This is a genomic window from Algoriphagus sp. (genome assembly GCF_046296635.1).
Taxonomy (GTDB): domain Bacteria; phylum Bacteroidota; class Bacteroidia; order Cytophagales; family Cyclobacteriaceae; genus Algoriphagus.
The window spans coordinates 40,488-54,002 of record NZ_JBKBKZ010000007.1 but is presented as its reverse complement, the minus strand read 5'-3'; the positions used below and the strand labels follow the sequence as shown (position 1 = coordinate 54,002).

Sequence of the window (13,515 nt, the reverse complement as noted above, 5' to 3'; positions counted from 1 at the left end):
AATTTTGGGGCAAAACAGGGAATTTCAGACTTGAGTTCGCTCCCACTCCAAAAATTGATCGACTTCATCTTTTAATTTAGCATACACGGCCAAGACTACGGACAAATCATCTACGAAACCAAAAACTCCCAAGAAATCGGGGATCAGATCAATTGGTGAAATAAAATATACCATCGCCAAAACAATCAATCCAAGGGTACTATATTCCAATTCATGGTGCCCCGTAACGTGTGCTTTAATCATCCGAATAAAAACCTGAATTGGCGCAGTCAACTTTTTGACCTTGGGATTATGCGCCAGATTGGAAAGTTTTTCTCCGACATTTTTAACAAGCTCAACAACTTTCTGCTCTTGGCGCACGATCATGTCCACCTGCTTACCGAAAAGCGCTTTGGCTTTTTTCACTATTGCTGTTTTCTTGCTGGTAAAGGTTGTCATTATCGTATATTAAAAATGAAGTTGAATTTCTGATTTCACTTGTCGAAGCGCATAGGTGATTGCATCGTTTTTTTGCTCGAGTGAATTGGCGAAAATTGATTTTGCCAAATCCATGCCACTGGCGTCAGCATGAAGTGACTGCCTACTGAGATTCAAAAGCGTGACAACATCTTCTACCGCACGTCGGACAGCTTCCCAAGTTTCCTCAGAGAAGTAGACTTGCTGACTTAAATTATGATTGAATTCTTCTCTTACATCAGCAAGGAGCTGAGGATGAAGTTCGGCTGCAGAAAACTGATTGGGGTTGGAGCGTCTCACCAAATTATTGGGAGTAATCCGCTCCAGCAATAGGCAAAGCCGCTCAGCGGCCTGCAGTCTGATTGGCAAAACGACTTGTGTATTCTGAGTTTTCAGGTCGATAAGTAGTTTTTCTCTTTCCTTGGAAAGAAAAGAAACCACCACGAGATACATTCCATAGAGGACAATGCCTGCCGGCAAAATGATTTTCAGCAAATCGAGTAAATAATCCATCGTTATATTTTGCATTCGAATATCTGTAATTCTAATCAGTCAAAAAATCGGCCGAATCCATAATTTTGGACTTATTCTCGAACCAAATTCCTAAATAATTGATTTTCTCCCCATGCTGATTCCCATTTCCATCACAGACAAGGCCGAGGCTGAAATCAAACACATCATGGCTACCAAAAATATTCCCGAAGATTATTTCCTGCGGGTTGGAGTCAAAGGTGGTGGCTGTGGAGGAATGTCTTATGCGTTGGGTTTTGATCGACCAAAAGCTGAAGATCAGCAGTTTGAGATCGATGGAATCCGGATTTTGATTGAGAAAAAACACTACATGTTTCTGATGGGAATGCAGATCGACTTTTTCGATGGAGATGAGGCTCGAGGCTTTACTTTCATCAACCCTGACATACCGAAACGGCATGATATCTGATTTTTTGTACTTTCGGACACCCAATCGTATATCTATGAAGGCATTATTTATCCTCACTGTTTTTCTGACATTTAGTCAGCTCTTAGCTGCACAAGTCCGACAACTCGAAGCCGACCAACTCCCTGGAAAAGGAAACGTCAAAGATCTCAGTTGGATGGTTGGCTATTGGACCGGAACTGGTTTAGGCGGTGAATGTGAGGAAGTTTGGATGCCGGCAGTGGATGGTCAAATGATTGGTACGTTTCGTTTTTGGGATGATGGTAAGCTTGTTTTTTCCGAATTCATGAACCTAATACAGGATGGTGAAAGCATATCGATGAAGCTCAAGCATTTCAATCCAAATCTCTCGGGCTGGGAAGAAAAAGAGGAATGGACGACGTTTAGACTTATAGAATTATCCAGAAATAAAGTTTGGTTTGTCGGTTTGACCATCGAACGAGTTGGAGATGAGATGATCTACCAATTGGACTTGACTGAAAATGGGGAAAAGACGGTTGCTGAGTTTACATTTACCAAAAAGACATTTTAAAGTTTTCGTAAGGTATTTACCATAAATGCTTTTTGAAAAGAGGATGTAAAAATCCTTCTCCCTTGATTACCCAGCTATTCTCCAATCAATTTAGCAACTGTTACTTGACTTTCAATTTTGGGTCCCCATTGATCCTGATTTGATAATGTATCGCATAACTTTTTGTGGTAATAAACCTGATACCAAGTATGCGTAAAAAGAGAAACGGGAAATTTTTCAATCCTCAAAACTCGGCTTCACATTATCCCAAAATTCATCCAATGCGATAATTCTAGGTTTCAAAAAGGTGATAATTTTTGGCCAATCGGACTCCTCCATTACATTGACTCCCGGAAGCACTTTTTCGATTTTGGAGACCGGCTGACCTACTTCATTTGTGGAATGCAATTTCCAATCCCACTCTTCACCTAGGCTGTTTTTGAGAAGGTTTTTCAATTCTTTGAATTGCATGAAATACAACTCCTGAAGTTCCTCGTCTTTGTGCCCGATTTCTATCCCGATTGAAGCAAAGTCTTGCTCAGCCTTCATTCGGAAATAGATGTTTTTAACACCTGTACGGTAATTTGGCCAGTTGATTCTGAGGCCTTCAGCATTGGGTACGGGCTTCATGTATTGACCAAACGTAATCCAAAATTCAGCCCGGATTCTAGAGGCTTCTGATCGACTGTACATGGGAAATTTTTAAGCAAAATCCTCCGGGAAACAAACCGTCACCGCAGAATACTGTACGATTCCCCCAAGTGCGGGATGATGTTTTTTCAAAGTGAGACGAACAGATTTTACTTTGGGATAAACTACCAAAATATCCGAAACAATGCGATGCCCTAGATGTTCCAGCAACTTAACTTTCACGTCCATCCGAGCTTTAATGAGCTGATACAATTTGGCGTAGTCCACTGTATCTTTTAGACTATCATGTAACATTGCTTCTTTAAAATCAGTGTCCAATTCCAAGTCCAGTGTAAATCTATTTCCCAAAATAGACTCTTCTGGATAAGCCCCATGATAGGCATGAAATTCAATTCCTTCCAGTGCTACTTTCCCCATCAGTCAAATTGATCAAAAAATGACCCTGAGGACTTCTTCAAATCCTCAGGTTCAGAATCTTCATTTTTATTAGTTGGTCTCGGATCATCTGGTATTTCGGCTTTCGCAGCTTCTTCCTCTTCGATTTCCTCCTCCATCACTTCATCTTCAACAACGGGAAGCGCTTCATCTACAATTGGCTCCTCGTCTTCTTCAATCGGTTCTTCCTCCATTTCCATCACATCATCAACCGGTTCCTCCACTGGAATTTCTCCTTGCTCCTCCAATTCATGCTGCATGGCCTCGACAGTTTCCATAGTTTCTTCGTCAAGAGTTGCGGTAGACATATCCTCTTCAAACTGCTCTTCCGGCTCTGCATTGGCAGGCATTTCAGCTTGGGTGGCAAGGACCGCAATATTTGCCACCGAAAAATGACTGGATCGGCTCAGTTCGTCAATTGCACGCTGATAGGCTTTGCCATCGATCCGGAAAAAGTGTGCATCCGAAAGATCAATCTGATTCAAAGCATCCTGCGAAAGGCGCTTTAAACTTTTCACTAAAGCCTCACGCTGATCAAGTAGACCATCGTAACTCCTTACCAGACTCTGCATGCTTTCTCGGATTTCCTTGATGGTTTCCTTAGCTTTTGCTTCCGCAGCAGAAGTAATAATTTTTGCTTGGTCCTCTGCTTGTTTCTGAGCTTTTTGAAAAATTTGGTTTGCCTCTTTGGTGACGTTTTCAGCGTATTTATCTACCTCACTTTTAGTTTTTTCCGCATATTGTTTTGCTTCGGAAATCGTCTTTTCGGCATACTGATTTGCCCGTAGGGTCGTTGCTTCCGCATTTGAATGGGTTTCGGATAAAATTTGATCTCTGGCTTCCGTCGCTTCAGTAATCATACTGGCCCCCGTATCTTCCGCAGTCTTCAGCATCCGAAAAAGTGAATCTTCCACATCTTTAAGTCTTTTGGCTTCGGATTCGACTTGTTGAAGTTTACTTCGCAGGTCCAGATTTTCTTGATTGATCTGCTCCATAGTCACGCTCATCTCTTCGAGAAACATGGCTACTTCCTTTTTGTCAAAGCCTCTGAAGGCCGTCTCAAATGCTTTTTGCCTGATGGCTGTAGGGGATATTTTCATAAATTTTCTTCTTCAATTTGCCAAATAGATATGGTGCGATCATCAGAAATAGAGATGACATGACCTGAATAAGTGCTCCAAAGGACTTTATTTATAGATGTACCATGACCTGCATTCCTTGCTTTGTCGATGACCTTCATGAGTTTATAGTTTACTGCGTCCCACACTTTGATGGATTTATCCATAGAGCAGGACACGAGGTACCTACCGTCTTCTTTGAAAGATAAATAATTAATGGCATACATATGTGCCACGATATTTTCAGACAGGGTGTAATTATTCGATTCCCAGAATTTCATGTGCGCATCTCTTCCGGCGGAGACAAGAATTTTTTCATTGGGGGAATAGTTCAAAGCAAAAACTGAATTGGTATGACCGACTAAATTGGAAATCGGCTGATAGTTGTTGGCTAAATCCAAAATTTTTATGGAATGATCACTCAAACCTAAAGCCAATTGTCTTTTTTCAGGAGCAATAGACATCACTCGGATACTTTTCGAACTCAGTTTAATATGCTTTTTAACACTACGCTCTTCGATGTCGACAACGACCAGTATCCCATCTCCTGTTCCTATCAAAACCTCATTGCCGAAAACTTTAATATCGAAAATAGCTTGATCTGTCAGTTTTAAATTCCAGATTTCTTTGTTTTCATTTAGATCGATGACATGAATCCCTTCAAAGTTATGTCCGATAATGAGGAGGTTTCGCTCGCGATCTACTGCCAAGGCATAGATTGAATGCGGTAACTTGGCGATCAGCTTTCCATCCTTTGGAAGATCAAGGTCCCATTCCACTACCATGCCATCTCCGGCTCCGGTATAAAAAAATCTCGGATCACTGCCCTCTGTCAGCGCATAGATGCAGTCATTGTGACCAGTCAGTGTGTGTAATTTATTTACTTGGATTTTTGACATATATTGGACAATCACTCAGCGGCGCCCTTTTGGCCTATGCAAACAAAAATAGAAAAAATTGATTCCTCATCAGCCCTTGCTGTGAAGATTATCGAGTCTCATGAGGATCAAACCTTAGATTTTCTGAGTTTCCGCGAAAAACTTTCTTTAGCCAATATCTCCCATTCTGACAAAAAGAAAGAATGGGCTATCGCCCGGCTTGCCATATATGATGCCTTGAAGGCTTTAGATGTTCCCTATCCGGGCTTTTATAAAGATGAGCATGGAAAATCCCAAGCCATGAATGGGCAAGGCTACGTATCGCTGTCTCACACGCCGGGATTTGCTGCGGCAATTTTCCACCGAGAGCTGCCCGTAGGAATCGACATGGATTTAATCAGAGAAAAAATATTGAAAATTGGTTTTCGATTTCTTGATCCTGAAGAGTTGAATTTCTTGGAAAAAGACCCCATCCATTATACTATGGCCTGGTCTGCCAAAGAATCCATATTCAAGTGCCAAGGAAAAAGAGGGGTTTCTTTTCGGGAAAATATTCTCTTGGAACCTTTTAGAATAGATGCACAAAAAATCAAAGGAAAAATAAGGGGAACGGACTTTGCAGACCATCATTATACGGTCGATGTAAGGAAATTTGAAAATGTAATTTTAACCTACACGATTTGGTAAAAAAATGGTAAAAACCTCACTTGTAATACTATTAAGTCTAGGATTGATATGGAGCGCTAAAGCGCAAAATCTCAACGAGCTTACTGCAACTGATGCTGTCACGGGCAAAACAATGAATCTCGGGTCCATGACAAGTGGAAAGGCACTAGTTATGATATTTCATAGTTTAAATTGCCCCTTTGCTAAATTATATGAGTCTCGAATCAAAGCACTCAAAACTACCTTTCAGAATCAAGGAGTTGGGTTTTTGTTGATCAATCCGGAAGTTGGAATCTCAGAGTCGGAGCAGACTGTGCTTCGAGAGTATATAGATCAAAGCGGAATGAATATGTCCTACCTCATCGATGCAGGGCAAGCCTGGACAAAGGTTTTTGGCATCACTAAAATCCCGGAAGTAATCGTACTAACCCCAGGACCCAATGGACTACAAATCACTTATCGTGGGGCAATCGACAATAATCCACAATCTGAATCTGCTGTCAGTGAGCGGCATTTGGAACGCGCTTTAAACCATATTATGAGAGGCGAAAGTCCTTCACCCCCTCAAGTTCGAGCAGTAGGTTGCAATATTCGAACTTATTGATTTTCAAGAATAGCGATCATTTCTTTGACCTCTTCGACTTTATTTGCCTCGCCTAATTTTTCAAAAGCATTACCGAGATTTCTCAGGGATCGAAGGATAATGTCTAAGTGGGCACAAGGTTCGAAAAAGTAATCTTTTGGTTCGATCTTGAGGTGCTCCAAATAATTCAAAATATCCTTCCTGCTAAAAGTCAACCCTTTATTAAAGGCATTGATATAAAAAGTAATGTCGGCGGACTTATAAGTCAAAACAAAAAGATTAGGCAAATTCACTCCGTAAATAGGCAATCCGAGTTTTTTGGCAACCAATAGATAAATAGCGCAAAGGCTGATGGGATTCCCCTTTTTTGAATCCAAAACTGAAGCCAACATGCTATTGGCAGGGGAATGAAAATTCTTGGTATTGGCAGAAAATCTTAGGGTATTGAACAGCACATTGTTGATTATCTTAACCTGATCGTATGGCTGAAGATCACTTTTGAAAGAAGTCCAAACCTCAAAATAAATCTGATGCATATCTGCATTCAGCTTTTCGAAATCCAAATCAGGATATTGATAAGTATTCAAAATCCAAAGCCCAGTCAGCAAGTCCCGATCTTCTGTATCTCGCCATTCCGCAAATCTGCTTTTGACCAGAGAAAATTGAAGATCGTGAACCAGTTCTTCGATCTCCTTTTGGACTTCGGGATTGAAACTCTTTTCCCACTTTTGTTCCAGAAAAGGAATAATCTCCGCACCTAATGACGTGATTTTATCCCTGACGTGGTTTTTTACTTCCATATCGGGATCATCAAGTAATGAAACCAAAGCGTCTAATTGTGCGGGAGTCAGTTCACTCATAAAATTTCTAGGCTTATTCAATTTACTAAAATCAAGGTAAAAGAAAACCAAAGGGCATCAAGAAGTCTCCAGTTATTATATCTAACTATTTGAGTCTTGTATCTAAAATCTCTGTCGCGTGCTGATTTTACTTGACACAATATTTACAAATTAACCGAAATTGTTCAACCCTTTCAGGGTTGTCGTCCCTGATTTAATATCTTCAATTCCCCGCGTTTCACACGGGGTAATTCAAAGTTTAACCCTTTCAGGGTTGTTTGTATAATCGCTTCCTTCTTCTCGATTCTCGCTTCTTGCCTCTCGCCTCTTTTCTTGATACTAAAATCTTGCTACTTGCTACTTCAAATCAAAACTTCCGATACTTTCCTCCTAAATACTTATTGGCTTTTTTCTCGGCAAATAGTGCTTTTTCATTGTCCCAGTTCAGGGTTTGATTAGGGAAACGTCCAGCAATAACACCCAACAGGATCGTCTCTGTCAATCGAGCTGAATACTCAAATGGTGTACTGCATTCATCTTTGCCAAGGCAAGCATCGACAAATTGATGGTAGTGCTTTTTGCTTTCGCCTGCATAGTCTTTTACTGGAGCGCCAAGTTTGAATGGCTCAACATCAAATTCCTGATACTTTCCATCCACAATCAGGCGGGGAAGCTGCTGGAAATGTGGCAATAACAATCTTCCTTTTTCACCCATAAACATTGCTCCTTGGTCAGGCAATTGGTCTCCGTTTGGAAGTTTTAGGTCTTCATGATTTACCGGCGCTCCGGGTCCATCATACCACACCCACTTCAGGGTTTCAGCAGTGAAAGGAGTTGAAGGAAATTCGTAAGTCACCACATTGTTTTCAGGAAAACCGAATCCCGTAGGCTTGCGGCAATTGTTTACGATCGTCCTTGGCACATCAAGTTGAAGTGCATTGTATGGTGTGTCAAAGATATGGACGCCCATATCGCCTAAAGTTCCGCATCCGTAATCGAGCAGCTTTCTCCAATTCCCGGGATGGTAAACGCCCTCCTTATATTTTCGCTTTTTAGCCGTTCCTAACCATAGGTTCCAATTCAAATTTACCGGAATCGGATCACTTCCTTGAGGGCTTGAGCCATCGAATCCCCAGTTTTTGGGAGACCATGCACGGACAGTGTGTACTTTTCCGATGATTCCTGACTGAATGAGCAAGGTTGCCAGTTTGTAATCATAGAATGAGTGAACCTGAATCCCCATCTGGGTCACCAGATTCTTTTCAGCAGCCATTTTCCGCATGGCCCGCGCTTCGGTCACATGGTGGGTCAATGGCTTTTGGCAGTACACAGGTTTGTTCATTTCCATGGCCATAAGGGAGGCCGGGGCGTGGGTATGATCCGGAGTGGATACGATTACGGCATCGATTTGACCCTCCATTTCTCGGAGAAGCAGTCGATAATCCGCATAGGTTTTGGCATCGGGATAGAGAGCAGTTGCATTGCTGAGAGCATTGCTGTCTACATCGCAAAGTGCCACTACATCGACTAATTCATGAGAGGCAATGGCACGGAGATCTTCCATTCCCATTCCTCCCAATCCGATATGGGCGGTTCTAAGTCGACCATTAGCTTTTGCTTGTGCTAAAAGTGACGGAGCTAGTGTAAGGCCTAAAACTCCAAGACTACTTTTCTTGATAAAGTCTCTCCGATCAATAATTTGAAAATTCTTGTTCATTAGGATCTTGGGATAATTTTGGGGGTTTAAAATTTTTATACCTTTTTAAAACTGGTCAAATAAGAATGTGCATAGTTGGTTGGTCCAACACTAGCAAAAGGGCAACTTCTGTCTCCCGTCTTCGGTCGCTTGTGCTGAGCGAAGTCGAAGCATCCAGCTATAACTATAATTCTTTAATGTTAATATTTCGAAATCTGACCACGTCACCATGGCCAAGAAAACCTATATGGCCGCTACTTCTTTTTAGTCCCGGATGATCTTTTCCATCCAAAGTTCCATTTCTACTCGCTTCCGCGTAATCACCTTCCAAGATGGTTTCGCCGTTGAGAATGACTTTTATTTTTGGATGTTGGACAATTACTTCCTGTTGGTTCCATTCTCCAACTGGCTTTAAAAATCCTCGTTTTGCAGGCATCACTCCGTAGACTGAACCATGAAATTGGTAAGGTTCAAGCTTAGCGTATTTACTGGCTTCACTATCTAAAATTTGGATCTCCTTACCAACATAGGCTGCATCGCCTTCCAAGGGAGCATGAATTCCAAGACCATTGTTTGCGCCTGGAGTGAGTTGAAATTCAAAGCGAAGGATAAAGTTTCCGTATTCTTTTTCGGTGAAAAGATTTCCTCCTCCTCCCCCATTAGGTTCAATGACAATGATTCCTTCTTTGACTTGATAGGAAGTTTTATTACCTACCCAACCATCCAGATTTTTTCCGTTGAAAAGCGGGGTAAATCCTTGATCAGCCTCCTGCGCAAAGGAATATAAACAAGGCAAAAAAACAAGGAAGAGTAAAATCAACTTTTGCCAAAACTGAAGTGTCATTTCCTACTGAGTTTAGAATGAGTGTTATACAAATCTATTGGACAAATTGACTTTTTGCAGTTTTTTGTTTTAAAATCCTTGTGGGTTGTATGGGTGGAGATTTGGGTATTGTTGATTCGTTCAACTGGTTAATCGATGAATTGAAGATTGTTGAACTGGCAAATTGTTCATGATTCAATTAGTTAAGGAGGTAAATTAATATGAGCAAATGTGATGGATGCTATACTTTGAACATCTATCGGCAAGAAATAAAAACAAACCTCTTCTTTTTTTGGCTATTTTTGCCGATATCGGCAAGAATTAAAAGGAATAATGGAGTTCTTATCAGTTGCTAAGTTTGCAGGGAAATGGGGAATCCCCGAAAGGACTGTACGAAACTACTGCGCTCAGGGAATGATACCGGGGGCCTTTCTAACAGGAAAGACATGGAATATTCCAGAGGATGCTCAAATTTCCCGTAAGGAAAAAAAGAATTTAATTGGCAAAAACCTCCTTCTCCATCATCTCAAGGAGCAAAAAGCGATGAAGCTAAAAGGAGGGATCTATCATCGAACACAAATCGATCTGACCTATAACTCCAACAGAATCGAAGGGAGTCAACTCAGTCAAGAGCAAACCCGGTATATTTTTGAAACCAACACAATTGGTGCTTTTCAAGAAAGCATAAACGTGGACGATATCATAGAAACGACCAACCATTTTCGCTGTATTGACCTTATCATAGACAAAGCAAAGTCGAAACTGACAGAATCATTGATTAAGGAATTACATTTTTTACTAAAATCAGGAACTTCAGACAGTGCGAAAGAATGGTTTAATGTTGGCGCTTACAAAAAGCTACCAAATGAAATTGGAGGAAATGAAACCACTCCACCTGAAGAAGTTTCAAACAAAATGAAAACATTACTTCAGAACTACCATGTCAAGGAAACCAAAACTTTAGAAGACATTCTTGGTTTTCACCATGAATTTGAGCTTATCCATCCATTCCAAGACGGAAATGGTCGTGTTGGAAGGCTGATTATGTTCAAGGAATGCTTAGCAAATGATATCGTCCCCTTCATTATAGGAGACGATATCAAACTTTTTTATTACAGAGGTTTACAAGAATGGGGTAAGATAAATGAATATTTAACCGACACTTGCCTTACTGCTCAAGACAACTATAAAGTCATCCTCAGATACTTCAAAATAGATTTTTGACGCTCTTTCAGCTTTCTCATTTCTAATTTCAAACTTTATTACCTATTCATCCTTCAACACTTTAGCAGGATTTGTTTGGGCGGCAGTATAAGAATGCAGTCCAACAATCAACAGGCATAGAACCATCACACCTAAACCGGCAACACCGTACAACATATATGGCATATCCACTCGGTAGGTGAATTCATTGAGCCAATCTCTTAGAAAGTAATACGCCGGGAAAATAGCCAATAGAAAAGAAATCCCAACTAAGAGCACATACTCTTTGGAGATCAGCCCCAGAATCTGGGTCATAGACGCTCCAAGGACTTTTCTGATACTGATTTCCTTCGTACGCTGGGCAATAGTGAAAGAGGAAAGTCCAAATAATCCCATTGCTGAAATCAAAATAGCAAGAATACAGGCCGCTCCCAGCACATTTCTAATCCGCAGATCTTCTTCATAAAATTGAGCAATTTGCTCATCCAAAAACTTGAATTCAGCAGTTTCAAAAGGGTAAATGCTTTTGTAAAGGGACTCAAGTTCCTGCTTTGCAGCGGCAAGATTTTGACCAGATTCCAGCTTGACCGTGACCGATTGAAAATAGGTCTGATTAGTCGTCATAATCATCGGCCTTATTTCCTCTCTTAGTGTTCGGGAATGAAAATTATCAAAAACGCCAATGATCTTCTTTTGTCCTCCGCTGAATCTTATCGCGAGATTCAACGCTTCCATTGGCTCCGAAATACCTGCCTCTTTCAGAAAATTTCTATTCACCAAAATTTCATCAGCTTGTGATAGTTGGCTTTTCCCAGCCAAAAGCGGGATACCATTCACACCAACAAAAGCTGAATCTACATTCATCACTTGCACATAAACTTGCTTCTCAGTAGTATCCACCGGAATGTAAGAATCCGATGTCCAAAGGCTTGTGGAAGAAACCAAACTACCGCTCAGACTTGAACTTTTCACAATGGAATTTTGATTGAGTCGATCCCGAAGCTGAACCATCTTATCAGGATCGGACATGAAAGGCAGGTCTGAATATAAGATGGCACTTTTATCAAAACCCAAAGGTTGGCTCGACACAAATCTGATTTGATAATTGAGCACCAAAACCAAAATGATAAAAGCAATAGAAGAGGTAAACTGGATAATAGTCAGATTTTTTCGAAGAAAAACTCCAAGTGAAAAACCTCGATGCGCCGATTTCTCACCTTTCAACGCTCGCTGAGGATCATATCCTGAAAGTACCATCGACGGATAAATCCCTGAAATAAGGGCTAAAATCAGCGGAAAGATCAGATAGAAAACGACATTTTGAAAGGATAAGAAATCCATTGAAAACCCGTCTGGCAAATACGAAATAAAAAGGGTACGCAGAAATTCTACCAATACTAATCCTACCCCAGTTGCAATGATTACGAGGAGATAAGTTTCTGTTAAAAATTGAAAGACCAGTTCCTTACGCCTTCCCCCTAGCGTTTTTCTAATTCCAACTTCCTTGGCCCGACCTATCGCTTGGGCTGTTTCCAGATTCACAAAATTTAGCGTAGCCAAAGCCAAAATAATCAGACCGATGTATATCAGCCCATTGAGGAAAACTTTAGAGACTGAAGTATCTGCATAATTCTGCCCAAAATGGATTTCTGCCAAGGGCTCCGCTGAGAAACTTGTCTTGTTTAACTCATTTGCATCGTAATGTTTTTCAGCCAATTCCGAGAGTGACTCACTTAGTTTTTCAACATCAATCAGAGGTTCGGCCTTGATAAAAAGCTGCGAACTGGAATTCACATTTCCCCAACTATGAAGGCCATACCATTCTTTTTGATCCTCGGTTTGAATAGTTGAATAGGATATGAAGTCCTTGAAAATAAGATCTGTGTTTTCAGTATAGTCCTCTACAATGCCAGTCACTTGCGTACGGATCGTGTCTCTATCAATCCAGATAAGCTCCTTACCTAAGGCATCAATAGCTTGAACTCCCGGAAAATACCTTTCCAAATTACTTTCAGTAATTACCACAGAATTTGGCTCCAGAAGAGCCGAGTTAGGATTTCCTGCCAACCATTTTCTTGGGAAAATTTGAAAAAATCCAGGATCGGCAAAGGTGGCTTTATCTGTTCTTCCAATTATTCGATTTCCCTCCGTAACTATCACCAAAGTCTGATAAAGTGTGTTGAGCCTTCCTTTTACAATAATTCCGGAAACTTCTGCATCAATCACTTCTCCAAGAGGGCCCGGCGTCCCTGAGTTGGGATAGCTTTCACCCCTTTCATATTCTGTCAAGGTATTTATCCGAAAAATCTGTTCTCGATCCGGGTGAAAGCGGTCAAAACTATTGGCATGCCAGACCACATTGAAGATCAAAAAGCAGATCGAAATCCCCAGCGAAAGACCAAGGATATGAATGGCAGTTCGGAGTCTATTTCGAGTCAAATTCCTCCAGGCGATTGTGAAGTAGTTTTTGAGCATGGGGTTGGGAGGTTTGGAAGTTGGAAGTTGGGAAGTTGGAGGTTGGGAAGTTGGAGGTTTGGAGGTTATTAGTTATCAGTTATTGGTATTCGAAATCTCTTGGCTCTTGTTCTTGTTTCTAGTTTCTAACATCTTTAATTGAATCGACTAATCTTTGAGGGAATAAGGTTTATTTGGTTCAAAGTTAGTTTTTCCTTACTACCGTCTTATTACTAGTTATGTGCCAACGAAAAATTGTCTATTC

General features: G+C 40.9%; 15 protein-coding genes. 5 read left to right on the top strand and 10 right to left on the bottom strand.

Features of this window, described 5'->3' with window-relative positions:
- Window positions 1-24: 24 nt before the first annotated feature.
- Entirely contained in the window at window positions 25-438 is a 414-nt protein-coding gene (locus ACK4HU_RS07185; RefSeq protein WP_409804840.1) for a YkvA family protein, read from the bottom strand.
- A 9-nt stretch (window positions 439-447) separates the two neighbouring features.
- Entirely contained in the window at window positions 448-969 is a 522-nt protein-coding gene (locus tag ACK4HU_RS07180) for a hypothetical protein (RefSeq protein WP_409804837.1), read from the bottom strand.
- Window positions 970-1,081: 112 nt separating this feature from the next.
- Between ACK4HU_RS07180 and ACK4HU_RS07175 the strand changes: the two genes are divergently transcribed.
- Window positions 1,082-1,396, top strand: coding sequence for a HesB/IscA family protein (locus ACK4HU_RS07175; protein ID WP_409804835.1), 315 nt, complete (start codon window positions 1,082-1,084; stop codon window positions 1,394-1,396).
- 34 nt (window positions 1,397-1,430) lie between these two features.
- A complete protein-coding gene (locus tag ACK4HU_RS07170) occupies window positions 1,431-1,925 on the top strand; it encodes a DUF6265 family protein (RefSeq protein WP_409804832.1) in 495 nt (164 codons plus the stop codon).
- A 216-nt stretch (window positions 1,926-2,141) separates the two neighbouring features.
- On the opposite strand, the gene ACK4HU_RS07165 is transcribed toward ACK4HU_RS07170, so the two are convergent.
- The 4 genes from ACK4HU_RS07165 to ACK4HU_RS07150 are packed head-to-tail and all read right to left on the bottom strand — an operon-like array spanning window position 2,142 to window position 5,007.
- The gene (locus ACK4HU_RS07165) at window positions 2,142-2,597 is read right to left on the bottom strand and encodes a DUF4268 domain-containing protein (protein ID WP_409804830.1); all 456 of its coding nucleotides are present in this window, start codon (window positions 2,595-2,597) and stop codon (window positions 2,142-2,144) included.
- 9 nt (window positions 2,598-2,606) lie between these two features.
- On the bottom strand, window positions 2,607-2,972 hold the full coding sequence (folB, locus tag ACK4HU_RS07160; RefSeq protein WP_409804827.1) for a dihydroneopterin aldolase: 366 nt from the start codon (window positions 2,970-2,972) through the stop codon (window positions 2,607-2,609).
- Window positions 2,972-4,090: a DivIVA domain-containing protein gene (locus ACK4HU_RS07155; RefSeq protein ID WP_409804825.1), complete on the bottom strand. Its 1,119-nt coding sequence runs from the start codon at window positions 4,088-4,090 to the stop codon at window positions 2,972-2,974. The genes folB and ACK4HU_RS07155 overlap by 1 nt, the downstream gene beginning before the upstream one ends.
- Window positions 4,087-5,007 (bottom strand): WD40 repeat domain-containing protein, encoded by a 921-nt coding sequence (locus ACK4HU_RS07150; RefSeq protein WP_409804822.1) that lies wholly within the window; start codon window positions 5,005-5,007, stop codon window positions 4,087-4,089. Before ACK4HU_RS07150 ends, ACK4HU_RS07155 begins: the two co-directional genes overlap by 4 nt.
- Before the next feature lie 36 nt (window positions 5,008-5,043).
- Between ACK4HU_RS07150 and ACK4HU_RS07145 the strand changes: the two genes are divergently transcribed.
- Window positions 5,044-5,673: a 4'-phosphopantetheinyl transferase family protein gene (locus tag ACK4HU_RS07145; protein ID WP_409804821.1), complete on the top strand. Its 630-nt coding sequence runs from the start codon at window positions 5,044-5,046 to the stop codon at window positions 5,671-5,673.
- A gap of 4 nt (window positions 5,674-5,677) precedes the next feature.
- Window positions 5,678-6,256, top strand: a complete 579-nt coding sequence (locus ACK4HU_RS07140) for a redoxin domain-containing protein (protein ID WP_409804818.1) — start codon at window positions 5,678-5,680, stop codon at window positions 6,254-6,256.
- Here the strand turns inward: ACK4HU_RS07140 and ACK4HU_RS07135 are convergent.
- The 3 genes from ACK4HU_RS07135 to ACK4HU_RS07125 all read right to left on the bottom strand — a co-directional run bounded on the left by ACK4HU_RS07135 (window position 6,250) and on the right by ACK4HU_RS07125 (window position 9,614).
- Window positions 6,250-7,095 carry a transglutaminase-like domain-containing protein gene (locus tag ACK4HU_RS07135; protein WP_409804816.1) on the bottom strand — a complete coding sequence of 282 codons (846 nt, stop codon included), beginning with the start codon at window positions 7,093-7,095 and terminating at the stop codon, window positions 6,250-6,252. The two genes, ACK4HU_RS07140 and ACK4HU_RS07135, sit on opposite strands and share 7 nt — an antisense overlap.
- Before the next feature lie 346 nt (window positions 7,096-7,441).
- Entirely contained in the window at window positions 7,442-8,791 is a 1,350-nt protein-coding gene (locus ACK4HU_RS07130) for a Gfo/Idh/MocA family protein (protein WP_409804813.1), read from the bottom strand.
- A 163-nt stretch (window positions 8,792-8,954) separates the two neighbouring features.
- Window positions 8,955-9,614, bottom strand: coding sequence for a DUF1080 domain-containing protein (locus ACK4HU_RS07125; protein ID WP_409804811.1), 660 nt, complete (start codon window positions 9,612-9,614; stop codon window positions 8,955-8,957).
- Window positions 9,615-9,926: 312 nt separating this feature from the next.
- Here ACK4HU_RS07125 and ACK4HU_RS07120 point away from each other — a divergent pair, with 312 nt between their 5' ends.
- Window positions 9,927-10,817, top strand: coding sequence for a Fic family protein (locus ACK4HU_RS07120; protein ID WP_409804808.1), 891 nt, complete (start codon window positions 9,927-9,929; stop codon window positions 10,815-10,817).
- A gap of 42 nt (window positions 10,818-10,859) precedes the next feature.
- Here the strand turns inward: ACK4HU_RS07120 and ACK4HU_RS07115 are convergent, their stop codons facing one another.
- Entirely contained in the window at window positions 10,860-13,271 is a 2,412-nt protein-coding gene (locus ACK4HU_RS07115; RefSeq protein ID WP_409804806.1) for an FtsX-like permease family protein, read from the bottom strand.
- Window positions 13,272-13,515: the final 244 nt, after the last annotated feature.